This is a genomic window from Amycolatopsis sp. NPDC058278 (genome assembly GCF_042881395.1).
Classification (GTDB): domain Bacteria; phylum Actinomycetota; class Actinomycetes; order Mycobacteriales; family Pseudonocardiaceae; genus Amycolatopsis.
The window spans coordinates 23566-45175 of record NZ_JBHVXZ010000081.1; the positions used below are offsets into that span (position 1 = coordinate 23566).

Below are 21610 nucleotides of genomic sequence, written 5' to 3' on the forward strand. Positions count from 1 at the left end.
CGTTCGGGGGAGCCGCCGCTACTGTGCCGGTAGGTACTGATCCGGCCACAGCCACGGCCGGGTGACTTTGCCGCCGCGGTCACGTGCCGCGCGCGAGCCGGCCTGCTTTTGGCCGGATCAGTACTCAGCGTCGTCCGGTCAGCGACCGGCCTTCTTCATCAGCTCGCCGAGGTCGACGACCTGGTCGGCGGGCGGTGCCTTCACGTCGACCTGGGTGCCCCAGTCGCTGTACTTCATCGTGAACTTCGCGTCGCCGGCCGGCGCGCCCAGCGCCTGCATCATCGGGCCCTGGTCCATGGTCACCTGCACCGGCAGGTTGTCCTTGTTCAGCCACAGCTCGGCCGGCAGCTTGATGTCCTTGCCCTTGAGCATGTCGGTGAGCTTGTCGCGCGTCGCGGCCGGAACCTGGCCGGTGAACTGGTCGACGGCCTTGGCGACGTCGAGCTCCACCTTGTAGTGGTTGACCTTCTCGCCGTTCAGCTCGGTCTGGTCGGACGAGATGATCCGGCCCGCCTTGGAGATCTGGTCGAGCATCTTGCTCGGGTCGCTCTGCTCCGCCGACTTCGACAGCGCGCCGCCCAGGGCCTGCGAGAACGGGTCGTTGCCGTCGGCCGAGATCTTGGCCCACCCCTTGTCCGTACCCAGCTGCTTCTGCTCTTCGGCGGGCAGCTTGATGTACATGACCTTGTCGACCAGGCGCATCTCGGTGGTCTGCCCGGCCGCGGTGCTCGTCATCGAGAACCGGGTGTCGGTCGCGTCCATGGCCATCGCGCCGGTGGCGCTCAGCGTCTGGCCGGCGGCCGAGCCCTCCATCGTGAACTTGGCCGACTTCGACTTCACGGTGTTCTGCTTGGACGCCGACGCCAGCTGGACCGCGTCGGTGAACGGCGAGGCGAGGCCGGCGGACTGGCTCTGCCCGCCCGCGGCCGCCGGCTCGGCGGTGCCGGTGGCGGAGTTACCACTGCACGCGGTCAGCGTGAGCACCAGCGCGGCGCCCGCGGCGACCAGGGTGGTCTTGCGCATTGAGTTCCCCTCGGAGTTGGATCTTCCGCTCGGCATATCGCCTGACCGGGTGATTGGTTACCGATGTGACGATGACGATCGGCGACCGGTTCCGGTTGCCTAGGCCTCCGTGGGGCGAGTCATATCGTGGCCGCCGCGTGAGGCCAGCAGGCGCCGCAGCGACGCGAGCCGTTCCGGGCTCGCCTTCCCTTCGGTGACGACGTCGTCGAGCGCGCAATCCGGGTCCTCGGGCGCGCCCAGGTGCCCGCAGCCCGACGGGCACTCCTCAGCGGCCTCGGCGAACTCCTCGAAGGCGTCGACGATGTGGTCGGCGGTGACGTGGGCCAGCCCGAACGATCGAACACCGGGCGTGTCGATCACCCAGCCGCCGTCCGGCAGCGGCAGGGCCACCGCGGCGACGGACGTGTGCCGCCCCTTGCCGACTCCGCTCACCACGCCGACGGCCAGGTCGGCGTCCGGCACCAGGCGGTTGACCAATGTCGACTTGCCGACACCGGAGTGCCCGACCAGCGCCGTCACGCGGTCCTTCAGCATCCCGGCGAGGCCTTCGGGCTCCTGGTCGAAGCGGGTCACGATCGCCGGGATGTCGAGGCCCGCGTAACCCGCCAGGAGCTCGTCCGGGCTGGCCAGGTCGGCCTTCGTCAGGCAGAGGACCGGCTCGACGCCACCCGCGTAGCAGGCGACGAGGCAGCGGTCGATGAAGCCGGTCCGCGGCGGCGGGTCGGCCAGCGCGGTGACGATCAGCAGGCGTTCGGCGTTCGCGACGACCAGCCGCTCGTACGGGTCGGTGTCGTCGGCCGTGCGCAAGAGCGAACTGGTGCGCTCGTCGACGCGGACGATCCGCGCGAGGGTGTCCGGCTTGCCGGAGACGTCCCCGACGATGCCGACCCGGTCGCCGACGACCACCGGGGTCCGGCCCATCTCGCGGGCCCGCATGGCCGTGATCACCCGGGCCGGATCGGCGTCGATCGCGCAGGTCCAGCGGCCGCGGTCCTTGCCGATGACCATGGCCGTGACGGCGTCGGCGTGCTCGGGACGGCGCTTGCTGCGGGGCCGGGTGCCCTTGCCTGGACGCACCCGGACGTCGGACTCGTCCAGCTTGCTCCAGTCGTTGCGCGCCAAACCCGTCGTCCTCTCGTGTGCCGGTGCCCACCCGAATGATCCCACGCCGCTCGCCACGGCCCTGGCCTGCGTGTAACGATGACGTCCCGGACTGTTGGGGAAGGCACGAGGAGGTTGGCCATGTGCGGCCGCTACGCCGCCACGAAAGACCCGGCGAAGCTGATCGAGGAGTTCGACGCGATCGACCTCACCGAAGGCCACGCGCGCGCCGACCACAACGTGGCACCGACGAAGAACGTGGTCACGGTCGTGCAGCGGCACCCGCGTGACGAAGACGGCCAGGTCCTCGAGGACGAGCCCGCCGAGCGCTCGCTGCGGATGATGAAGTGGGGCCTGGTGCCGTTCTGGGCCAAGGACCCGTCGGTCGGCTCGCGGATGATCAACACGCGCGCCGAGACGGCCGCCGAGAAGCCGGCCTTCCGCCGCGCGCTGGTGTCGCGCCGCTGCCTGGTGCCCGCCGACGGCTGGTACGAGTGGCGCCGCACGGGCAAGGAGAAGGAGCCGTTCTACATGACGGCGCCCGACGATTCGTCGATCGCGTTCGGCGGGATCTGGGAGAGCTGGCGGCCGAAGGACGACGACAAGGCGGCGCCGCTGATCACCTTCTCGATCATCACGACCGACGCGGCCGGCCAGCTCACCGACGTGCACCACCGGATGCCGCTGATCGTGCCTCGCTCGCACTGGGACGGTTGGCTGGACCCGGACCGCGAAGACGTCACCGACCTGCTGGTGCCGACGCCCGAGGAGATCGTGGCGTCGCTGGAGCTGCGCCCGATCTCGAGCAAGGTGAACAACGTCCGCAACAACGGCCCCGAGCTGCTGGAGCGGGTCGATCCGGCGCAAGAGGGCGCCCTGTTCGACGCGCCGAAGTCATGACGGCCATCCCGATCGAGACCGCCTACGGCCCGGCGCGGGTGTACCTGCACTGCGCCGAGGAGGGCGTGGCGGTGCTCATGCTCGGCCACGGCGCGGGCGGCGGGCTCGACGCGAAGGACCTGGTGGCGGTGACGCGCGCGGCCCAGGCGGCCGGCGTGCACGTGGCGCTGGTCGAGCAGCCCTACCGGGTGGCGGGCCGCCGCGCGCCGGCCCCGGCGAACCAGCTGGACACGGCGTGGCTGACGGTGGCGGACGAGCTGTCGGAGCGCTTCGACGGCCTGCCGTTCGTGTTCGGCGGCCGGTCATCGGGTGCGCGGGTGGCCTGCCGGACGGCGTCGGCCGGGCAGGCGGTGGCGGTGCTGTGCCTGGCGTTCCCGGAACACCCGCCGGGCCGGCCGGAGAAGACGCGCCAGCCGGAGTTCGACGCGGTCGAGGTCCCCACCTTGGTGATCCAGGGCGAGCGCGACCCCTTCGGGCGCCCGAAGCCGGGGCCGCACCAGGAGCTGGTCCTGGTCGACGGCGACCACAACCTGGGCAAGGACCTGGAGGCGCTCTCGCGCGCCGCGACCGAGTGGCTGTCGAGGGTGCTGCGGCCGCTGGCCTGACGGTGACAGCGGATGAGACTCAGGCCCCGATCGGTGCCACCACCGCGCCGGTCAGCCGGATCAGCTCACCCGGCGCCAGCTCCACCTCCAGCCCGCGGCGACCGGCCGAACAGAACACCGTCTCGAACTTCTCCGCCGAAGAGTCGATCACCACCGGGAGCCGGCTTCGGTGGCCCAGGGGCGAGATGCCGCCCAGCACGTACCCGGTCGCCCGCTGGGCCGCCGCCGGGTCGGCCATCTTCGCCTTCTTGCCGCCCGCCGCGGCCGCCAGCGCCTTCAAATCCAGCTGGCCCGTGACCGGGACCACGCCCACCACGAGCCGGCCGTCCACCTCCGCGACCAGCGTCTTGAACACGCGGGCGCGGTCCAGGCCCAGCGCTTCCACCGCCTCCAGCCCGTACGACTCCGCGCGCGGGTCGTGGTCGTAGGCGTGCAGCGTGTGCGCCACCTTTTGCTTCACCAGCAACGCCGTCGCCGGGGTGCCTTTGCCAGCCATGGCGGAAGTCTAGGGAATGCCCGATCGCCCCGGCCGGTTGTACCGGACGTGACAACAACGCTCGCCACCACACGCTCACGCAGCCGCCGCAGTTCCCAGGCACCGGCGAACCGCGGCGTGCCCGGTCCCCGCGTAAACTCGGGTCCGCCGTATGCGCGCACGCGCATCGACGCCGAGCGGGAAGGGAACGGTTTGCCGAGCACGCAGAACTCAGCGCCGGAAGAAGCGACCGAGGCCGAGCGCGCCGAGCGCTTCGAGCGCGACGCGATGCCGCTGCTCGACCAGCTGTACTCGGCCGCGATGCGGATGACCCGCAACCCCGCCGATGCCGAGGACCTGGTCCAGGAGACCTACCTGAAGGCGTACGCCGCCTTCGCTTCCTTCAAGGCGGGAACCAACCTCAAGGCCTGGATGTACCGCATCCTGACCAACACCTACATCAACGGCTACCGCAAGCGACAGCGGCAGCCGGTGCAGGCCCCCACCGAGGAGATCACCGACTGGCAGATCGCCAAGGCGGAGAACCACACCTCCAGCGGGCTGCGGTCGGCCGAGGTCGAGGCGATGGACAACCTGCCCGACTCCGACGTCAAGGCCGCCCTGCAGAAGCTGCCCGAAGAGTTCCGGCTGGCCGTTTACCTGGCCGATGTCGAGGGCTTCGCGTACAAGGAGATCGCCGAGATCATGGACACGCCCATCGGCACCGTGATGTCCCGTCTGCACCGCGGCCGTGCCCAGCTGCGCGACCTGCTCGCCGACGTGGCGCGGGAGCGCGGCTTCATCCGGGGTGCCCAGGAAGAGGTGGCCGGGCGATGAACGACATGTGCGAGGGCGCGTCCGACAAGGTCCGCTGCGAAGAGGCGCTCGCCGACATCTACCTGCTGCTCGACCGCGAGTGCAGCGCCGAGCGTGACGCCGCCCTGCGGCAGCACATCGAAGACTGCCCGCCGTGCCTCGAGGAATACGGCATCGACGAGCACATCAAGCAGCTGCTGGCCCGCAAGTGCGGCGGCGACCACGCCCCGGCCGAGCTGAAGAGCCGGCTGCGCGCGTCGATCCGCCAGACCGTCGCCACGCGCGGCGGCGTCACCGTGGAACGCACCGAGATCACCCTCGAGCAGCGCTCCGAGTAGCGCGCCTGAGCACGACGAAGGCCCCCACGCTGGTGTGTGGGGGCCTTCGTCATGCCGACGCCGGGAATCAGGCGTTGGGCTTCTTGCCGTGGTTCGCGCCGTTCTTCTTCCGGTCGCGACGCTTGCGGGCGCGCTTCGACATGTTCACTCCTCGTCGTCAAAAGTGGCCACGGCCGCGGCGCTGGCGCCTGCCGGGCTGGGGTCAACTGCTCAAGTGTGTCATGACGGCCCCCTCTGGTTGGATGGGGTGCGTGTCCACGCTCGCCGAACTGCTCGCCGACAACACCGGCCTCCCCGGAGAGGCGGCGGACCACCTGCAGACCGTCGTCGCCGAGTGGCAGCTGCTGGCCGACCTGTCCTTCGCCGACTTCCTGCTCTGGGTCCCGGTGACCGAGGAGCTGCAGCCCGACGGCGGCGACTTCGTCTGCGTTGCGCACGCGCGGCCGACGACAGCGCCCACAGCGCACCCCGAGGACGTCGTCGGCACGCGGTTCACGGTCCAGGAACACCCGCAGCTGGCGAAGGCCATGCGCGAGGTGCGGATCTGCCGCGAGGAGGACCCGCACTGGTACCGCGACCTGCCGATGCGGCGCGAGGCGATCCCGGTGCGGTTCCACGACGAGGTCATCGCCGTGATGAGCCGCGAGACGAACCTGGCCGCGCCGCGCGTGCCGTCGCCGTTGGAGATCGCGTACCTGGGCAGTGCCGGCGACCTGTGCCAGATGATCGTCGACGGCACGTTCCCGCCGAACGGGACCAACGCGACCGACACGCACACGTCGCCGCGGGTCGGGGACGGGCTGATCCGCCTCGATTCGAGCGGCACGGTCGTGTTCGCCAGCCCGAACGGCCTGTCCGCCTACCACCGGATGGGGCACGAGTCCGACCTGGTCGGCACCCGGCTGGCGCCGCTGACGCGGTCGCTGATCCGCGACCCGTTCGACGCGACCGAGGTGTCCCACCGGATCATCGAGGCCCTCGACGGGAAGCCGTCGAGCCGCACGGAGGCCGACTCGCGACGTGGCGCCGTGGTGCTGTTCCGCGCCCTGCCGCTGCGGCCGGCCGGCCAGGCGGCGGGCGCGCTGGTGCTGGTCCGCGACGTCACCGAGGTGAAACGGCGGGACCGCGCGCTGCTGTCGAAGGACGCGACGATCCGTGAGATCCACCACCGGGTGAAGAACAACCTGCAGACGGTGGCGGCGTTGCTGCGGCTGCAGTCCCGGCGGACGTCGTCGGAGGAGGCGCGGCTCGCCCTGGCGGAATCCGTGCGCCGGGTGACGTCGATCGCGCTGGTGCACGAGGCGCTGTCGATCTCGGTGGACGAGCGCGTCGACCTCGACAAGCTGCTCGACAACGTGCTGCCGATGGTCGGCGAGGTCGCCACGGCGGAGTCGCAGGTCGGGCTGTCCCGGAAGGGCTCGTTCGGGGTGGTGGTCGCGGAGATCGCGACGCCGCTGGTGATGGTGCTGGCCGAGCTGGTGCAGAACGCGATCGAGCACGCGTTCCCGGCGGGCCGGTCGGGCAAGGTCGAGCTGATCGTGGAGCGTTCGGCCCGCTGGCTGGACATCGTGATCCGCGACAACGGGCGCGGCCTGCCGGCGGGCTTCTCGCTGGAGCGGTCCGACGGGCTCGGGTTGCAGATCGTCCGGACGCTGGTGGAGTCCGAGCTGCGGGGCTCGCTGTCGCTGCGCAAGGTGCGGACGGAGACGTCGGCGACCCGCGTGACGGGGACGGAAGCCGCGCTCCGCATCCCGCTCTCGCGCCGGCTCTGACTCGTGTCGTCCCTTCAATCACGCGCGTCGTCTCCCTGATCACGCGAGCTGGCTGCTCAATCACGCGTGGGCCCATCGGCCGTGTGATCGAGCGGTCATCACGCGTGATTGCGGGGTCGACACTCGTGATTGAGGGGACGACACGTTGAAGGCCCGGCACCAGGTGCGTGGTGCCGGGCCGTTCAACGCTTCGTGGGAGGACTTGATGTCCCGGTGAGGTTTCGCCGCACCCGTCGCCAGGTGGTTTCGCCTCGGTTGTTAAGCTCAGACCGGGTAGGTATCACCCCAGACGGCGTGGGCACGACAAATGCCCGCCGGGTGAAATTCCTGCTCGGCCTGGGTGGATCTCGAGAAACTTAGGCGTTGGTACGCGTGCCGATGTGCGTACGGCGGCGCTTGAGCGCGCGTCGCTCGTCCTCGCTCATGCCGCCCCACACGCCCGCGTCCTGGCCGCTGGCCAGAGCCCAGGCCAAGCAGTCGGAAGCGGAGGGGCAGCGGTGGCACACGGCCTTCGCCTGCGTAACCTGCGACAGAGCCGGACCGCTGGTTCCCACCGGGAAGAACAGCTCGGGGTCCTCGTCTCGGCAGGCCGCGTCGTGGCGCCAGTCCATGTTCGTGAGCTCCTTCATATGGCGCGGGAGGGCCGCGCCACAGTCGTCAATGGCGGTCGTGTTCTTGGGTGCTTGTGAATGCTTTCACGAAGCACCGCTTTCGACAAGGGTTTCCGGAAGATCGGTGAGTCAGGTCACCCGGCCGAGCGACCCCTCTGACCTGCGGTTTCTCTCCGAAGCAGCCGTCGAAAGGGAAGGCTGATGCGCTGAGTGGAGCTTCTCCGTCGACGAACGGCACCTGGTACTTATCCGCAGGCGATCAGCGGTCCCGTCGTCACACGATTACCGTGAGTGCGTTCGGGACACTGAAGAATTCCACTCGGGTCCGCTGGCCGACGAGGTCGCCGTCCACCTGGAAGTTTACCGGTTCAGCTGCATCTATGCGGATCATCGGCAGGTCATCGTGACGCACGAGACGCCGGCCGCGCTGGTTGCTCTTCGTAGTCAAAGCTTGGCGTACATGCTTGAACACTGTGGGCAACCCCAGACCGTTCAACGCGAACAAACCCAATCCCGTCTCGAACGAGCAACCCGGGTTGAGGTGGACGGCTCGCTCGCCCAGGTAGCTCCACGGATCGGTGTTCGACACGAAAGCGGTCAACGCCTCGGCCGGTTCCTCGCCCGGGATGCGGATCGTGAGGGCCGGCCGGCCCAGCGGCGGCCGGAAGTAGGAGCGGACGGCGGCCCGCAGGTAGAGGCCGGCCGTCGTCTGCTTGCCGCGGCGCTTGGCCACCCGGCCGACGACGTCGGCGTCCCAGCCGAGGCCGGAGTTGAAGGTGAACCAGTGGCCGTCGGCCAGGCCGAGCCCGACCCGGCGCGAGCGGTCGTTCTCCAGCGCGTTGAGCAGCTGGTGGGTGGCCTCGAACGAATCCGCCGAGATGCCGAGGGCCCGCGCGAACACGTTGGCCGAACCGCCGGGGACGACGCCCAGGGCGGGCACCGGCCCGATGTCGTTCGGATCGCCGTCGGCGTCGGCCAGCAGGCCGTTGACGACCTCGTTGACCGTGCCGTCCCCGCCGTGCGCCACGACCAGGTCGATGCCGTCCCGCGCGGCCGAGCGCGCGATGGCCATCGCGTGACCGCGGTAGTCCGTCTCGACCACGTCGAGCTTGACCTGGCTGGCGAGCGCGTGCGCCAGCACGTCCCGGCCACCCGCGGTGGTCGAGGTGGCCTGGGGGTTCACGACGAGGATTGCGCGCATTACCGCAGAGTAAGTGACTTCCGGCGGCCCGAGAACCTTCCGGCGCCGCATGGTGACGGGCGCAACCCCGGGGAACAGCACGTTCGAGACCCTGTGCCGGGCGGTCCTCCTTCACAGCGCGGTGTCCGCACGTCGTGACAAGTGCACCCGGGCCGACCGCCCGCTCATCGACGACCCCTGAATTTTCGGTGCCCGGGCGGTCCCGCGAAAACGGCCGACCGGGTGGCATACGATCGAATTGGCTCACGCACGGTGACTCGCCCTGGTCGAGTCCACTGTGCTGCCCGCAAACCTGTGCTCCCGCAAAGCCCCGCGCCCCGCACTCGCCCAGTCCGTCCGGAAGGCCGCCGCAGTGAAGTTCTCGCCCGCTCCCCGCGAGGTCCGGCTGGCCGGTGCCGTCACCGCGGTACCGTCGCTCGCCCTGCTGGTGTTCGGGGTGATCGTGCTGGTGAACGGCCTGCGGTCGCCGGCTCAGCCGGGCAACAACGTCTTCGTCGAATCGGGCACGTTCATCGTGGTGGCGCTGGCGTTCCTGGCCGCGTCGGCCGGGCTGGTCCTCGGTCAGACGTGGGCGCGCTCGCCGGGCGTGGTGATCGCGCTGATCGTGATCGGCCTCGGCTGGTACCTGCTGGGCCCGTCCGGCGAGCCGCTGTGGGGCGTGCCGATCGCCCTGCTGGGCATCGCGGCCCTGGCCCTGCTGTTCCGTCGGCCGGCCCGGGCCTGGGCGCTGGGCCTGCGCGAAGGCGAGACCGAGACGGAAGCCGCCGAACGCGGCGGTCTCGCCGGCCGCCGCGCCGAGCGCGAAGGCCCCGAAGAGGACTGAACCCCGAATCCGGCGTGATCAGGCCCGTGACTGGCGTGATTGGGGCCGTAACCGGCGTGATTGGGGCCGTAACCGGCGTGATTGAGGCCGTAACTCGCGAGATCCGGCTTCAATCACGCGAGATCCGGGCTGGATCACGCGAGATCCGGGTCTGATCACGTGAGTTACGCCTGGGCGGCCAGGGCCTGGAGCGGGGCGTCGGTGAGGCGGTTGACCGTCCACTCGTCCATCGGGACCGCGCCGAGGGCCTTGTAGAACTCCGTCGCCGGGTTCCAGTCCAGTACCGACCACTCGAGCCGCGCGTAGCCGTTCGCGACGCACTCGGCCGCCAGTGCGGCCAGCAGCGCCTTGCCCAGGCCCGAACCGCGGTGGGACGCCCGCACGTACAGGTCCTCGAGGTAGATCCCGTGCACCCCGCGCCAGGTCGAGTAGTTGAGGAACCAGACGGCGAAGCCGACGATCTCGCCGTCCACTTCGGCCACGTGCCCGAACAGCTTCGGCGCCTCGCCGAACAGCGCTTCCCGCAGCTGTGCCGGCGTCAGGTGGCACTCGTCCGGCGCGCGCTCGTACTCCGCCAGGTCGTACACCAGGCCGACGGCCGCCTCGACGTCGTCGGGGCGGATCCGGCGGATGCGGTCGTCGGGCACGTCAGTCCTCCGCGGGCAGCAGGTTGAGGTGTTCGATCTGGGGTTCGCCGCGCTCGTCGCCGAGCACCGCGATGCCGGCCGCGTCCAGTCCGAAGTGGACGCCGGCGGTGGCGGGCAGGCCGAGCCAGCGGGCCACCAGCACCCGGCTGAAGTGCCCGTGTCCCACCAGGATCACGTCACCGGCTTCGCAGGCACGCCGGGCGCGCTCCAGCACGCGATCCGCGCGGGCGGAAACGTCCGGAGCGCTTTCGCCACCGGGGATCGGGTGGCTCCAGACCGTCCAGCCCGGCACGGTTTCGCGGATCTTCGGCGTGGTGACACCTTCGTAGTCGCCGTAGTCCCACTCGGCGAGGTCCTCGGTGACTTCGTCGACACGCAGGCCGGCCAGCGCGGCCGTGCGCAGCGCCCGGGCACGCGGGCTCGACAGCACCAGCGACGGGCCGCCCACCAGGCTGCGGAGGGTGCCGCCCGCCGCACGTGCCTGGCCTTCACCCGCCGGCGTCAGCGGGATGTCCGTGCGGCCGGTGTGCCGCCCGTTCAGCGACCATTCGGTCTGCCCGTGCCGGAGGAGGAAGAGACGGTTGGTCACGCGCCCGAATATATCCGGCGGTTTGCGCGGCGGCTGGCCGTCTGCTTAGCTACTGAACGGTAGCTTAGTTCGAGGAGACCTCCATGTCCCAGACGCCGACGTTCGCGATGTGGCACAGGCTGGCCGGGAAGCCGGGCGGGAAACAGCTGTTCAGCGCCGCGATGTGCCTCCGGGTGCCGTACTTCCGCACGGTGCTGCCGTCGGTGCGCGAGCTGCGTCCGGGCCACTGCGAGGTCACCGCGCCGAAGTGGTGGGGTGTTTACAACCACATCCGCACCTTTCACGCGATCGCGGCCTGCAACCTCGCCGAAATCGCGATGGGCATGCTCGCCGAGGCGACGGTCCCCACCACCCACCGCTGGCTGCCGAAGGGCATGAACGTCCAGTACGTCGCGAAGGCGGAGACGGGCCTGCGTGCGGTGGCGGCGCTGCCCGAGCTGCCGGAATTCGGCGATGCCGGTTTCGACCTCGAAGTCCCGGTGACCATTTCGGACACGAACGGCCGGCCCGTGGTCACCGGGACGATCACGGTCTGGGTGACGCCGAAGAAGCGTTAGAGCTGCTTGTACTGCACGTACGTGGTCTGTTGGAACGTGTTCTGCCCAGTCGGCGACGGCAGCCCCAGCTTCCGGTCGACGAGCCGGCCGAGCGGGCCGCAGCCCTGCGTCGCCGGGAGCGCGAGATCCGGGTCGACGACGCCGAAGTGGAACGTCGGCGGGTTCTTGGAGAGCACCGTCGGAGGCAGCGCCGGGTCGTCGTGGACGACGGTGTGCAGCGGCGCGGCCGCCGTGCCGATGCTGCATTCCCGGCGCAGCAACGGGTGCCGCAGCACCGCGTAGACGTCGAGCTCGCCGCGGCGAGCGTCATTGCCCTGGAAGTCCGAATAACCGCCGTAGCGCAGCTGGAGCGTCGTGCCGGCCAGGCCGGGCACGCGCACCGGCTCGTGCCGCAGTGCGCCGAACGCCTGTGCGTACTGGCCGTTCACCCGCCCTTCGCTGAACGTCAGCCGCAGCTCTCCCAGCGGGACCTCCTGGGTGCCGATCGTCAGCTTTCCCTGGGAGACAAAGGCTTCGCAGCGCCACGTGCCCGGATCGGCGTTCGCGGGCGGCGCCGGGCAGTCGGTGAAGTCGAACGTCGGGAGTTCGTCCGCGGACGCGGTTCCCGGGGTCAAGGCCAGTGCGACCGCGGCCGCCCCCAGTGCGAGAAGTTTCATGGCGGTGAGCCTGCTCGCGCAGCGACGCCGTGACATCCGGGATCGCCCCCAAGGAAGACCCGGGAATCATCAGGGGCCGAGCCGGGCCAGCGCGTCGACGAAACCGTCGTCGGTGGCCGCGAAGAATTCGGCGTCCGCGGCCTCGACGTCCTTCAGCGCCTTCGCGACCAGTTCGAGGCCGGCCGGGGTGACTTCCAGTCGCTTCGCGCGGGCGTCGGCCGGGTCGTCGGCGCGCGCGAGCAGGCCGCGATCGGCGAGCTTGCGGACGACCTGGCTGGTCATCATCGTGTCGGTGCCGGCCTGGTCGGCGAGCTGCCGCTGGGTCGGTGGCTCGCCCGAGCGGGTGAGCCACCACGTCGTCGTCAGCAGCACGAACTGGACGTGCGTGAGGTCGTGCGGGGCCAGTGCGGCCCGCATCGCCCGCTGCCAGGCCAGCGTCACGCGCCACAGCAGGAAGCCGGGGCTGCGCTCGGGGCCGGGCAGGCGGGACTCCGGGGCGTTCATGCTCGTGATCCTGTCCTTCGGGGGTTCCGGGTGGCGGAGTCCTCGGCCTGGGGCGAAGCCCCGGATATCGCTGCCTCGGCGAGCCGGGCGAGCGCGCGCATGGCGTCCGGGGTGTCTTCGGTCACCTGGGGGCCGAAACCTTCCGGGCCGTCGATCGTGACGCGGTAGGTGATCCGCGTGCCGCCGTCGATGTCGGTCAGCTCGTGCTCGAACCGCAGGTGCGCGTCCGGCAGCCGGGTCTCGTCGGTGAAGCTCCGGCCCTCGGTGACCTCGGTGAGGGTGAACGGGATCGGCGGCATGCCGTCCATCGTCATCGTGCCGCTGGAGCCGACGGCGAAGGGGCCGTCGAGGACCACCGACCGGACGCCCGCGTCCCACTCCGGCCAGCGGCCGGTCTCGGCCCAGAGCGGCCAGATCGCGGCGGCGGGGGCGGCGGAGGTCTCGCTGTGCTCGTACTCGTAAAGTGTCATGCGAGCAGACTATATGCGCGCATACTAAAAGCGCAAGCGGCCTCGCGGCCGGGGACCGGTCAGTGCGCCGAGCGGAGCTTGTCGTAGTAGGCGACGCAGTCCGCGTACATCGGGAGGAAGCCCTGTTCGCGGGCTTCGGCCAGGGTCGGCGCGGTGCGGTCCTTGTCCGACATGATCCGTTCGATGTCCGCGGGCCAGGGCAGGTCCAGTGCGGGGTCGAGCGGGGTGATGCCGTGCTCGACCGCCGGGTTGTACGGCTCCGAGCAGAAGTACGTCATCGCGGTGTCGTCCTCGAGGGCGACGAAGCCGTGGCCGAGCCCTTCGGCGAGGTACATGGCGCGGAACTCGCGCGAGTCGAGCACGACCGCGTCCCACCGGCCGAAGGTCGGCGAACCGACGCGGATGTCGACGACGATGTCGAGCAGCGACCCGCGCGGGCAGTAGACGTACTTGGCCTGGCCGGGCGGGGTGTCGGCGAAGTGGATGCCGCGGATGGTGCCGCGCCGGGACACGCTGTGGTTCGACTGGCCGAGCCGCAGCGGGTGACCGACCGCGTCGAGGAAGGCGTCCTCCTGGAAGGGTGCGACGAACAGGCCCCGGTCGTCGGGGAACGCCCGGGGGGAGAACTCGTAGGCGTCCGGGACGCTCAGCCGGCGGAATTGCATGGCGTCACCTTATCGGGCGCCAACAAAACCGGACGGACGTCTTGGGAATTGCCGGGAAATCGGCGCCGGTGTGACATCAACCGCACCGAGGGGTCACCGGCGGCGGGGGACCTGTCACAATGAACGAACCGCCGCGTCCGCGGCCATCGCCAGACCCACGGCACCGATGGCCGACGTGACGCCTCGCCGACAGGCCGGCGCTACCGCGCTGGGCTGCCGTGCCGGGATCCCCCACGGTTTCCCCCTGCGGACCGTGGTCCCAGCCCGCATGCCCAGGAGAAATTCCAGTGACCCGAGTCCGAACCGCGAGTTCCGTCATTCCCACTGGGGGAATGACGGAAACGACGACAGGAAACCCCATGACCGACCCCACCGGCGCTGTCGCGCCGGTCACCGACGAAGAGATCTTCACCGGGCACGAGGGCGGCAAGCTCTCGGTGGCGGCCACCCGCCCGATTTCCAGCCCGCGTGACCTTTCGATCGCGTACACCCCGGGTGTGGCGAAGGTGAGCCGCGCGATCGCCGAGGACGCCGCCAAGGCCAAGCGCTACACGTGGGCGGACCGGCTGGTCGTCGTGGTCAGCGACGGAACGGCGGTGCTCGGCCTCGGCGACATCGGCGCCAGCGCGTCGCTGCCGGTCATGGAGGGCAAGTCGGTGCTCTTCAAGACCTTCGGCGGGCTCGACTCGATCCCGCTGGTGCTGGACACGACCGACGTGGACGAGATCGTCGAGACGCTGGTGCGGCTCCGGCCGTCGTTCGGGGCCGTCAACCTGGAGGACGTCTCCGCGCCGCGGTGCTTCGAGCTGGAGGACAAGCTCAAGGAAGCGCTGGACTGCCCGGTCATGCACGACGACCAGCACGGCACGGCGATCGTGACGCTGGCCGCGCTGCGCGGCGCCAACCTGGTCCTCGACCGGGCGATCGCCGACCAGCGCGTGGTCGTCTCCGGAGCCGGCGCGGCGGGCGTGGCCTGCGCGAAGATCCTCCAGGAGGCCGGCATCGGCGACGTCACGGTGCTCGACTCCCGCGGCATCATCCACTCCGGTCGCGACGGCCTGAACCCGGTCAAGGAGCGGCTGGCCGCGACGACGAACAAGGCGGGCCTGCGCGGCGGGCTGGCGGAGGCGCTGGAAGGCGCGGACGTGTTCCTCGGCCTGTCGGGCGCGACGATCGACGAGTCGCTGCTGGGCCGGATGGCGGGCGGTGGCATCGTGTTCGCACTGTCCAACCCGGACCCGGAAGTCCACCCGGCCGCGGCCGCGCGGTACGCCTCGATCGTGGCCACCGGGCGGAGCGACTTCCCGAACCAGATCAACAACGTCCTGGCGTTCCCGGGCGTCTTCCGCGGCGCGCTGGACTCGGGTGCCCGGGCGATCACGGAGAACATGAAGCTGGCGGCCGCCGAGGCGATCGTGTCGGTGGCGATGGACGACCTCGGCGCGGACCGGATCGTCCCGAGCCCGCTCGACCCGCGCGTGGCCCCCGAGGTCGCGGCCGCGGTGGCGAAGGCGGCGGAAGCCGACGGCGTCACGGACTGAGCGTTCCCGAAGGCGGCCCTTCCCCACGGGTGGGAGGGCCGCCTTCGGCGTGTTCAAAGCAGTTCGACGAGCCGGTGGCGGGGGACGTCGACCAGGCGCAGGTCCGTGAGATCCGTGGGGACGTCGAGGGAGACGTTCGCCAGGCGGGCGTGGGCGCGGGTCAGGATCTCGTCCTGGTGCTCCACCGCGTCCGCGACCACCACCGCGTGGCGGTTGTCCGGCGTGCTCCGCAGGTACCGCAGCGTGTACTTCCCCCGGACGAGTGATGCGAGCGCCTCCTGGGCCGCCTGGTCCGCCAGGTCGGGGTGGGCGTTCGGCAGCAGCAACGCCAGCCGCCGGGCATTCGTGCCGAGCAGCGTCCGCAGCAGCCACGGGCCCGGGTCGCCCGAGAGGTCCATCGCCACCGCGTCACCCTCGGGGCCGGAGATCGACCAGTCCACCGGGCGCGACTCCAGCGAAAGCCCGCCCGCGACCGCGATCTCCTTCAGCTTCTCCAGCAGTGCCGGTTTGGTCCCGGCCGCCTCCACCGACTGCGGGCCGTGCGTGTAGATCGCCTTGCCGCTGCGCATCTTCTTGGCTTTCGCCGTCGGCTGGCAGATGTACAGGTCCGCCGCGCTGCCGATCGCCTGCGCCCCGAAGTAGCGGTGGAAGCCCGGCAGGATCGCTTCGAACGTCAGCCCGAGCGTCGCCAGCGAGCGCTGCACCTGCGCGCCCAGCGCCGGGTGGCGCGGGCTGTAGCCGTAGGCCAGCAGCAGCCGTCCCTCGCTCGGCTCACGCAGCGCCTGCACCCCGCGCGCCGCGAACAGGCCCATGCCCTCGGGCGTGTACGGCGGATCGCTGAACACCAGGTCGAAGCCGTTCGAGAGCGATGGTGGCAGGCCGACGCGCAGGTCCGCGTGCGCGGTCCGGATCTCGCGACCGCCGCGGTCGTCGAGGTAGGCGAGCACGCGCTCGTCGAGGTCGACGACGGTCAGGGCCGCCGACGGGCAGACGGCCCGCACCGCCAGCGACGTCAGGTCGTGGTCGCCGAGGAACAGCAGGCGTGCCGAGGCGAGGTCGTACTGCGCGTCCAGCCAGAGCGCGCGGCGCAGCACGGTCTCCGGTGTGGCCTGCACGTGGTCGAGCGCGGCCAGCGGCGGCGGCACCTCGGCCACCCACTCGGCGATCTTCGGCAGCAGCTCGTGCGCCGCGACGGCTTCGTCGAGCGGGTCGGCGTAGCGCGGCGCGCGGTACTGCAGGTACGACGCCGCGACGCCGGGGGCGATGCGCAGGCGGTCGCCGCTGCGGTCCAGGTCGTCGCCGAGGGCCGTGAGGACGGCTTCCACACTGCGCCGCGGTGCGGTGCTCAGCCGCACCAGCTCGCCGAGGTCGTGGTCACCGGTGCGCAGCAGGTCGAGGACGCGGTACAGCGGGCGGACGCCGACGCCGTGCGCGGCGAGGACGTCGTCGAGTGCCTTCACGGGCTCCGAGCCTAGCCAACCACCTGCCGGAACGGCGTGCCAACCACCGCGGACTCGGCTACGGTCGAACCGACCGGGACATGGGGAGTGGCAGTGACCATCGAATTCCGCGACGTGACCAAGCAGTATCCGGATGGGACGGTCGCCGTCGACAAGCTGAACCTGACGGTCGAAGACGGCACGATCACCGTGTTCGTCGGCCCGTCCGGCTGCGGCAAGACGACGTCGCTGCGGATGATCAACCGGATGGTCGAGCCGACCGCAGGCCAGGTGCTCCTGGACGGCAAGGACGTCGCCGAGGGCGACCCGGCGCTGCTGCGCCGCGGCATCGGCTACGTCATCCAGCACGCCGGTCTCTTTCCACACAGGACGGTGCTCGACAACATCGCCACCGTGCCCCTGCTTTCCGGCTGGGACAAGGCGAAGGCGCGCACGCGGGCCGCCGAACTGCTGGAGATCATCGGCCTGCCGGTCGAGCTCGGCAAGCGCTACCCGGCCCAGCTCTCGGGCGGCCAGCAGCAGCGCGTCGGCGTCGCCCGCGCGCTCGCCGCGGACTCGCCGGTGCTGCTGATGGACGAGCCGTTCTCCGCGGTCGACCCGATCGTGCGCGAGGACCTGCAGAACGAGCTGCTGCGGCTGCAGTCGCAGCTGGGCAAGACGATCGTGTTCGTCACGCACGACATCGACGAGGCGGTCCGGCTCGGGGACAAGGTCGCGGTGATGCGGGTCGGCGGCAAGCTCGCCCAGTACGGCACCCCCGCCGACGTCCTGCGGCACCCGGTGGACGACTTCGTCGCGTCGTTCGTCGGCCGGGACCGCGGCTACCGCGGGCTGTCGTTCCTCTCCGCCGAAGGCGTCGAGGTCAAGGAGCTGGAGCTGGTCGAAATCGGCTCCGCCGTCTCCGCGAGCGACGGCTGGCGGCTCGCGGTCAACACCGAGAAGCAGCCCCGCGGCTGGCTGCCCCCGAACTCCACTGTGGACGGTCCGCTCGGGGAAGACGCCCTCGTGGCCGGTGGTTCGCTGTGGGTGCGGGGCACGCCGATCCGGGGCGCGCTCGACGCGGCGCTGTCGTCGCCCGCCAGCCTCGGCGTGGTCGTGGACGAAGATCACCGGGTGGTCGGCGCCGTGGTCGCGCGGCAGGTGCTGGACGTCATCGAGGCGACGCCGCAAGCGTCATGAGCTTCTTCGACGAGCTCGGGCGGTACCTGAGCAGCGCCAACAACCGTGTCCAGATCCTCGGTGACCTCGGCGACCACGTGTACCTCGCGCTGCTCCCGCTGGTCATCGGGATCGTACTGGCGATCGCGGCGGGTTGGCTCGGCCACCGCTGGCGGCCCGCGCGGCAGGTGCTGATGGTGGCGGCGAACCTGCTCTACACGATCCCGTCGCTGGCGCTGTTCGTCGTCATCCCCGGCCTGATCGGGTCGAAGATCCTGGACAGCGTCAACGTCGTCGTCGCGCTGACGATCTACACCTCGGCGCTGCTGGTCCGGCCGGTGCTCGACGCGCTCGACGCGGTCCCGGCGCCGGTGGTCGCCGCCGCGACCGCCGTCGGGTACAAGCCGGTGCGCCGCTTCTTCGCCGTCGAGCTGCCCCTGTCCGTGCCGGTCCTGGCGGCCGGCGTGCGGGTCGCGTCGGTCAGCAACATCAGCCTGGTCAGCGTCGGCGCGCTGATCGGCACCGGCGGCCTCGGCGTGCTGTTCACCGACGGCTTCCAGCGCGAGTACTTCTCGCCGATCGTGGTCGGCATCGTGCTGACCCTGCTGCTGGCGCTGGTCGTCGACCTGGTGCTGGTCGGCTCGCGAAACCTGCTGACGCCGTGGACCCGGGTGGGGGCGCCGTGATCACCGATCTCTTCCGCTGGTTCGGCGACCCGGCGCACTGGTCCGGGCCGGACGGCATCCCGCAGCGCTTGCTGGAACACCTCGGCTACACCGCGTTGTCGCTGGTGATCGCGCTGGTCATCGCCGTGCCGCTGGGTCTGTTCGTCGGCCACACCGGCCGCGGCGGCGTCGCGCTGGTGAGCGCCGGCAACGCCATCCGCGCACTGCCGACGCTGGGGCTCGTCACGTTCCTGTTCCTGCTCTTCACCGAGAGCGTCACCTCGACGATCATCGGGCTCGTCGTGCTGGCCGTGCCGCCGATCCTGGCCGGCACGTACGCCGGGCTGCAGGCGACCGACCACGGCGTGGTCGACGCCGCCGAGGGGGTCGGGATGACCGGCTGGCAGCGGCTCTGGAAGGTCGAGGTGCCGATCTCGCTGCCGCTGGTGCTCGGCGGCATCCGCAACGCCGTGCTCCAGCTCGTTGCGACGGCCGCGGTGGCGGCGTACGTCGGACTCGGTGGCCTGGGCCGGTTCCTGCTCGACGGACTGGCCATTTTGGACTACTCCGAGGTCATCGCGGGCGCGCTGCTGACGACGTTGCTTGCCATCGTCCTGGACCTGCTCTTCTCGTTGCTGAACCGGGCTTTGGTGCCCCGGGGCGTCCGGCTCGCGGCGGCTGTGAAGAAGGTGGCGGCGTGAAGCGGCTGGTCTTGTCGGTGGTTTTGGTGCTGGCGGCCGGCTGCGGCAACCCCCTGGCGGGCGGCGGTGAGGGCGGCGCTTCCGGGGACATCATCATCGGAGCGTCCGACGTCGGCGAAAGCCTGCTGCTGGCCCAGATCTACGCCGGGGCGCTGCGGGACGCGGGCGCGGCGAACGTGACCGTGCGGCCGCCGGTCGGCAGCCGCGAGGTCGTCGTCAAGGCGCTGCAGGACAAGTCGCTGTCGGTCGTGCCCGACTACACCGGCAACCTGTTGCGCTACTTCGACAAGGACACCACCGCGACGACGTCCCAGGACGTCTACGCGCAGTTGCGGCAGAAGATCCCGCCCGGGTTCGAGGTGCTGGACCAGGCACCGGCGGAGGACAAGGACCTGCTCGTCGTCGGCCCGCAGCTGGCGTCCACGGGCGTGAAGACGTTCTCGGACCTGGGGCGGCGCTGCCGAGACCTGGTGTTCGGCGGCCCCGGCCAGTGGAGCAGCCGCTGGAAGGACAAGATCAAGTCGTTGTACGGCTGCGAGTTCAAGGAAATCCGCACGACGGACACGGGCGGCCCGGTGACGGTGGCGGCCCTGAAGTCCGGCGACGTACAGGTGGCGGACCTGTTCAGCACGTCGTCGACGATCGCGGCGAACGGGTTCGTGCCCCTGGTCGACGACAAGAACATGTTCCCGGCGCAGAACATCGTGCCGCTGGTGGCGCGGGGAACGCTGTCACCGCGTGAGGTGGCGGCGCTGAACCGCGTGTCGGCGGCGTTGACGACTTCGGAACTCACGCGGCTCAACGTCGAGTTCACGGAGGAGAAGCGCAATCCGCTGGACATCGCGGAAGACTTCCTGGCGCGGGCTTAGCGCTCAGCCCTGCCGGGTGGGCCGGATGGTGAGGTCGCCGATCTCGACGTCGTCCGGCTGCTCGATGGCGAACGCGATCGCTCGCGCCACGGCGTCGGGGCCGATGCCGAGCGCCGCCATCGCCTGCTGCGCCTGCTCGCGCTGCGCGGGGTCCTCGACGTGGTCGACCAGCTCGGTGCGCACGAACCCCGGCGAGATCGACGTCGTGCGCAGGACGCCGTCGGTCGATTCCTGCCGCAGCGCTTCCAGCAGCGTGCGCACGGCGTTCTTGGTGCCCGCGTAGACGGCTTGCGTCGGGACGATCTTCAGCCCCGACGTCGAGACGGTCGTGACGAAGTGCCCGCGGCCCTGCGCGCGGAAGACCGGCAGCGCGGCGGCGATGCCGTGCAGCACGCCGCGGAGGTTGACGTCGATCATCGCGTCCCAGTCGTCGACGTCGAGGGCGCTCACCGGCGCGATCCGGGCGACGCCGGCGTTGGCCACCAGGACGTCAAGACGGCCGAAGCGATCGACGGCGAGGGCGACGAGCCGCTCGAGGTCGGCCCGCCGGGTCACGTCGACGTCCAGCAGTTCCGCACGGCCGCCGTCGTTTCGGATCTTTTGCGCAAGCGCTTCCAGCCGGTCGGTGCGCCGGGCACCCAGCACGACCGCCGCCCCGCGGCTCGCCAGTTCCACGGCCGTCGCCTCGCCGATCCCGCTGCTCGCACCCGTGATGGCGACGACCTTGTCCAGTCCGTTCGACATGGCACCTCCCGCTAAGCTGACAACTGTCCGGTTAAGCCTACCGGACACTTGTCCACTTATGTCGAGGAGCAGGTCTTGCGCGAGCGCCGATCGGACGCCGTCGCCAACCGCGACCGGATCGTCGAGGCCGCACGGGCGGAGCTGAGCGAGTCCAACGGCGCGGCGGCCGAGCTGAAGCTGCACCGGGTCGCCAAGGCCGCGGGCGTCGGACAGGGCACGCTCTACCGGCACTTCCCGACGCGCGAGCACCTGCTGGCGGAGGTGTACCGGGGAGAGCTGAGCCAGCTCGTCGGCACGGTGGCGCCGCTGCTGGCGGAGCACGCCCCGCTGGACGCGCTGGCTCGGTGGCTGGACCGGCTGGTCGAGTACGCACGCGTCAAACGCGGCGTCATGGCGGCGCTCGAGGTGCCGGCGTGGCAGGACCTGTACTCCGGCCAGCATCACCGGCTCGATGGTGCGCTCGAAACGCTGCTGGACCAGGGAAAGGCGGCCGGGCAGATCCGCGCGGGCGTCGACGCCGCGGACGTCATCCTGCTCCTGGGGGCGCTGTCGCGGATTCCTGAAGCGGCCTGGGCCGAGCGCGCACCCCGGATCGTGGCGGTGATCGTCGACGGCCTGCGCGCTTAGCCTCGGGATTTCATGACTTGGTCGGCGACACGGGCCGGTAGTAAGACGGAGTGCCTGTCTCACAGGGCAAACTTGGGATTGCGAAGTCACAA

At 70.7% G+C, this 21610-nt stretch carries 27 protein-coding genes; 13 read left to right on the top strand and 14 right to left on the bottom strand.

What is annotated here, in order from left to right:
* Positions 1 to 138 precede the first annotated feature (138 nt).
* A complete protein-coding gene (locus ACFVYA_RS33210) occupies positions 139 to 1023 on the bottom strand; it encodes a hypothetical protein (protein ID WP_387050653.1) in 885 nt (294 codons plus the stop codon).
* Positions 1024 to 1122: 99 nt separating this feature from the next.
* Positions 1123 to 2145, bottom strand: a complete 1023-nt coding sequence (gene rsgA, locus ACFVYA_RS33215) for a ribosome small subunit-dependent GTPase A (protein ID WP_387050655.1) — start codon at positions 2143 to 2145, stop codon at positions 1123 to 1125.
* 120 nt (positions 2146 to 2265) lie between these two features.
* Between rsgA and ACFVYA_RS33220 the strand changes: the two genes are divergently transcribed.
* Positions 2266 to 3024 (top strand): SOS response-associated peptidase, encoded by a 759-nt coding sequence (locus ACFVYA_RS33220; protein ID WP_387050657.1) that lies wholly within the window; start codon positions 2266 to 2268, stop codon positions 3022 to 3024.
* Entirely contained in the window at positions 3021 to 3629 is a 609-nt protein-coding gene (locus ACFVYA_RS33225; RefSeq protein WP_285986075.1) for an alpha/beta family hydrolase, read from the top strand. The genes ACFVYA_RS33220 and ACFVYA_RS33225 overlap by 4 nt, the downstream gene beginning before the upstream one ends.
* Positions 3630 to 3648: 19 nt before the next feature.
* On the opposite strand, the gene ybaK is transcribed toward ACFVYA_RS33225, so the two are convergent.
* Positions 3649 to 4125, bottom strand: coding sequence for a Cys-tRNA(Pro) deacylase (gene ybaK / locus ACFVYA_RS33230; RefSeq protein ID WP_387050659.1), 477 nt, complete (start codon positions 4123 to 4125; stop codon positions 3649 to 3651).
* A 192-nt stretch (positions 4126 to 4317) separates the two neighbouring features.
* Between ybaK and ACFVYA_RS33235 the strand changes: the two genes are divergently transcribed.
* Together ACFVYA_RS33235 and rsrA are read left to right on the top strand one after the other, a co-directional pair.
* Complete coding sequence (locus ACFVYA_RS33235; protein WP_387050661.1) at positions 4318 to 4941, top strand: sigma-70 family RNA polymerase sigma factor; 624 nt, start codon at positions 4318 to 4320, stop codon at positions 4939 to 4941.
* Positions 4938 to 5258 carry a mycothiol system anti-sigma-R factor gene (rsrA, locus tag ACFVYA_RS33240; RefSeq protein ID WP_387050663.1) on the top strand — a complete coding sequence of 107 codons (321 nt, stop codon included), beginning with the start codon at positions 4938 to 4940 and terminating at the stop codon, positions 5256 to 5258. Before ACFVYA_RS33235 ends, rsrA begins: the two co-directional genes overlap by 4 nt.
* 67 nt (positions 5259 to 5325) lie before the next feature.
* Here the strand turns inward: rsrA and ACFVYA_RS33245 are convergent, their stop codons facing one another.
* Positions 5326 to 5400 (bottom strand): 50S ribosomal protein bL37, encoded by a 75-nt coding sequence (locus ACFVYA_RS33245; RefSeq protein WP_098515123.1) that lies wholly within the window; start codon positions 5398 to 5400, stop codon positions 5326 to 5328.
* Positions 5401 to 5509: 109 nt separating this feature from the next.
* On the opposite strand from ACFVYA_RS33245, the gene ACFVYA_RS33250 reads away from it, so the two are divergent.
* Complete coding sequence (locus tag ACFVYA_RS33250) at positions 5510 to 7030, top strand: sensor histidine kinase (protein WP_387050665.1); 1521 nt, start codon at positions 5510 to 5512, stop codon at positions 7028 to 7030.
* A gap of 356 nt (positions 7031 to 7386) precedes the next feature.
* Here ACFVYA_RS33250 and ACFVYA_RS33255 read toward each other — a convergent pair whose 3' ends face one another.
* A complete protein-coding gene (locus tag ACFVYA_RS33255; protein ID WP_285986072.1) occupies positions 7387 to 7641 on the bottom strand; it encodes a WhiB family transcriptional regulator in 255 nt (84 codons plus the stop codon).
* Between the two features lie 274 nt (positions 7642 to 7915).
* Positions 7916 to 8842, bottom strand: a complete 927-nt coding sequence (locus tag ACFVYA_RS33260) for a diacylglycerol kinase family protein (RefSeq protein ID WP_285986071.1) — start codon at positions 8840 to 8842, stop codon at positions 7916 to 7918.
* Between the two features lie 352 nt (positions 8843 to 9194).
* Between ACFVYA_RS33260 and ACFVYA_RS33265 the strand changes: the two genes are divergently transcribed.
* Positions 9195 to 9665: a hypothetical protein gene (locus ACFVYA_RS33265; protein WP_285986070.1), complete on the top strand. Its 471-nt coding sequence runs from the start codon at positions 9195 to 9197 to the stop codon at positions 9663 to 9665.
* Positions 9666 to 9829: 164 nt separating this feature from the next.
* Here ACFVYA_RS33265 and ACFVYA_RS33270 read toward each other — a convergent pair whose 3' ends face one another.
* Together ACFVYA_RS33270 and ACFVYA_RS33275 are read right to left on the bottom strand one after the other, a co-directional pair.
* On the bottom strand, positions 9830 to 10312 hold the full coding sequence (locus ACFVYA_RS33270; protein ID WP_387050669.1) for a GNAT family N-acetyltransferase: 483 nt from the start codon (positions 10310 to 10312) through the stop codon (positions 9830 to 9832).
* A 1-nt stretch (position 10313) separates the two neighbouring features.
* Entirely contained in the window at positions 10314 to 10901 is a 588-nt protein-coding gene (locus tag ACFVYA_RS33275) for an acid phosphatase (RefSeq protein ID WP_285986068.1), read from the bottom strand.
* Between the two features lie 83 nt (positions 10902 to 10984).
* Between ACFVYA_RS33275 and ACFVYA_RS33280 the strand changes: the two genes are divergently transcribed.
* Positions 10985 to 11458, top strand: a complete 474-nt coding sequence (locus ACFVYA_RS33280; protein WP_387050671.1) for a hotdog fold domain-containing protein — start codon at positions 10985 to 10987, stop codon at positions 11456 to 11458.
* Here ACFVYA_RS33280 and ACFVYA_RS33285 read toward each other — a convergent pair.
* The 4 genes from ACFVYA_RS33285 to ACFVYA_RS33300 form a co-directional block, all read right to left on the bottom strand.
* A complete protein-coding gene (locus tag ACFVYA_RS33285) occupies positions 11455 to 12114 on the bottom strand; it encodes a hypothetical protein (protein ID WP_387050673.1) in 660 nt (219 codons plus the stop codon). The genes ACFVYA_RS33280 and ACFVYA_RS33285 overlap by 4 nt on opposite strands.
* Before the next feature lie 69 nt (positions 12115 to 12183).
* Positions 12184 to 12618: a MarR family winged helix-turn-helix transcriptional regulator gene (locus ACFVYA_RS33290; protein WP_285986065.1), complete on the bottom strand. Its 435-nt coding sequence runs from the start codon at positions 12616 to 12618 to the stop codon at positions 12184 to 12186.
* Complete coding sequence (locus ACFVYA_RS33295; protein WP_387050676.1) at positions 12615 to 13088, bottom strand: SRPBCC family protein; 474 nt, start codon at positions 13086 to 13088, stop codon at positions 12615 to 12617. Before ACFVYA_RS33295 ends, ACFVYA_RS33290 begins: the two co-directional genes overlap by 4 nt.
* 59 nt (positions 13089 to 13147) lie before the next feature.
* Positions 13148 to 13753, bottom strand: a complete 606-nt coding sequence (locus ACFVYA_RS33300; protein ID WP_387050678.1) for a dTDP-4-dehydrorhamnose 3,5-epimerase family protein — start codon at positions 13751 to 13753, stop codon at positions 13148 to 13150.
* 359 nt (positions 13754 to 14112) lie between these two features.
* Between ACFVYA_RS33300 and ACFVYA_RS33305 the strand changes: the two genes are divergently transcribed.
* On the top strand, positions 14113 to 15294 hold the full coding sequence (locus tag ACFVYA_RS33305) for an NADP-dependent malic enzyme (RefSeq protein ID WP_387050680.1): 1182 nt from the start codon (positions 14113 to 14115) through the stop codon (positions 15292 to 15294).
* A 53-nt stretch (positions 15295 to 15347) separates the two neighbouring features.
* Here the strand turns inward: ACFVYA_RS33305 and ACFVYA_RS33310 are convergent, their stop codons facing one another.
* Positions 15348 to 16754, bottom strand: coding sequence for a bis-aminopropyl spermidine synthase family protein (locus ACFVYA_RS33310; RefSeq protein WP_387050682.1), 1407 nt, complete (start codon positions 16752 to 16754; stop codon positions 15348 to 15350).
* 93 nt (positions 16755 to 16847) lie between these two features.
* Here ACFVYA_RS33310 and ACFVYA_RS33315 point away from each other — a divergent pair, with 93 nt between their 5' ends.
* Genes ACFVYA_RS33315 through ACFVYA_RS33330 form a run of 4 tightly spaced genes read left to right on the top strand, consistent with a single transcriptional unit; the run spans position 16848 to position 20147 of the window.
* Positions 16848 to 17933, top strand: coding sequence for an ABC transporter ATP-binding protein (locus tag ACFVYA_RS33315; protein WP_285986061.1), 1086 nt, complete (start codon positions 16848 to 16850; stop codon positions 17931 to 17933).
* Positions 17930 to 18598, top strand: a complete 669-nt coding sequence (locus tag ACFVYA_RS33320; RefSeq protein ID WP_387050684.1) for an ABC transporter permease — start codon at positions 17930 to 17932, stop codon at positions 18596 to 18598. The genes ACFVYA_RS33315 and ACFVYA_RS33320 overlap by 4 nt, the downstream gene beginning before the upstream one ends.
* A complete protein-coding gene (locus ACFVYA_RS33325) occupies positions 18595 to 19278 on the top strand; it encodes an ABC transporter permease (protein WP_285986059.1) in 684 nt (227 codons plus the stop codon). Before ACFVYA_RS33320 ends, ACFVYA_RS33325 begins: the two co-directional genes overlap by 4 nt.
* Positions 19275 to 20147 carry an ABC transporter substrate-binding protein gene (locus ACFVYA_RS33330; RefSeq protein WP_387050686.1) on the top strand — a complete coding sequence of 291 codons (873 nt, stop codon included), beginning with the start codon at positions 19275 to 19277 and terminating at the stop codon, positions 20145 to 20147. The genes ACFVYA_RS33325 and ACFVYA_RS33330 overlap by 4 nt, the downstream gene beginning before the upstream one ends.
* Before the next feature lie 3 nt (positions 20148 to 20150).
* Here the strand turns inward: ACFVYA_RS33330 and ACFVYA_RS33335 are convergent, their stop codons facing one another.
* Positions 20151 to 20891: an SDR family oxidoreductase gene (locus ACFVYA_RS33335; RefSeq protein ID WP_285986057.1), complete on the bottom strand. Its 741-nt coding sequence runs from the start codon at positions 20889 to 20891 to the stop codon at positions 20151 to 20153.
* A gap of 75 nt (positions 20892 to 20966) precedes the next feature.
* Here ACFVYA_RS33335 and ACFVYA_RS33340 point away from each other — a divergent pair, with 75 nt between their 5' ends.
* Entirely contained in the window at positions 20967 to 21518 is a 552-nt protein-coding gene (locus tag ACFVYA_RS33340) for a TetR/AcrR family transcriptional regulator (protein WP_387050688.1), read from the top strand.
* Positions 21519 to 21610 lie beyond the last annotated feature (92 nt).

What these genes read in the sequence shown, in the direction of transcription:
- ACFVYA_RS33210 (WP_387050653.1), bottom strand. Translation starts at nt 1,023, where the DNA reads ATGCGCAAGACCACCCTGGTCGCCGCGGGCGCCGCGCTGGTGCTCACG.
- ACFVYA_RS33220 (WP_387050657.1), top strand. Translation starts at nt 2,266, where the DNA reads ATGTGCGGCCGCTACGCCGCCACGAAAGACCCGGCGAAGCTGATCGAG.
- ACFVYA_RS33225 (WP_285986075.1), top strand. Translation starts at nt 3,021, where the DNA reads ATGACGGCCATCCCGATCGAGACCGCCTACGGCCCGGCGCGGGTGTAC.
- ybaK (WP_387050659.1), bottom strand. Translation starts at nt 4,125, where the DNA reads ATGGCTGGCAAAGGCACCCCGGCGACGGCGTTGCTGGTGAAGCAAAAG.
- rsrA (WP_387050663.1), top strand. Translation starts at nt 4,938, where the DNA reads ATGAACGACATGTGCGAGGGCGCGTCCGACAAGGTCCGCTGCGAAGAG.
- ACFVYA_RS33255 (WP_285986072.1), bottom strand. Translation starts at nt 7,641, where the DNA reads ATGGACTGGCGCCACGACGCGGCCTGCCGAGACGAGGACCCCGAGCTG.
- ACFVYA_RS33260 (WP_285986071.1), bottom strand. Translation starts at nt 8,842, where the DNA reads ATGCGCGCAATCCTCGTCGTGAACCCCCAGGCCACCTCGACCACCGCG.
- ACFVYA_RS33280 (WP_387050671.1), top strand. Translation starts at nt 10,985, where the DNA reads ATGTCCCAGACGCCGACGTTCGCGATGTGGCACAGGCTGGCCGGGAAG.
- ACFVYA_RS33285 (WP_387050673.1), bottom strand. Translation starts at nt 12,114, where the DNA reads ATGAAACTTCTCGCACTGGGGGCGGCCGCGGTCGCACTGGCCTTGACC.
- ACFVYA_RS33290 (WP_285986065.1), bottom strand. Translation starts at nt 12,618, where the DNA reads ATGAACGCCCCGGAGTCCCGCCTGCCCGGCCCCGAGCGCAGCCCCGGC.
- ACFVYA_RS33295 (WP_387050676.1), bottom strand. Translation starts at nt 13,088, where the DNA reads ATGACACTTTACGAGTACGAGCACAGCGAGACCTCCGCCGCCCCCGCC.
- ACFVYA_RS33300 (WP_387050678.1), bottom strand. Translation starts at nt 13,753, where the DNA reads ATGCAATTCCGCCGGCTGAGCGTCCCGGACGCCTACGAGTTCTCCCCC.
- ACFVYA_RS33305 (WP_387050680.1), top strand. Translation starts at nt 14,113, where the DNA reads ATGACCGACCCCACCGGCGCTGTCGCGCCGGTCACCGACGAAGAGATC.
- ACFVYA_RS33320 (WP_387050684.1), top strand. Translation starts at nt 17,930, where the DNA reads ATGAGCTTCTTCGACGAGCTCGGGCGGTACCTGAGCAGCGCCAACAAC.
- ACFVYA_RS33335 (WP_285986057.1), bottom strand. Translation starts at nt 20,891, where the DNA reads ATGTCGAACGGACTGGACAAGGTCGTCGCCATCACGGGTGCGAGCAGC.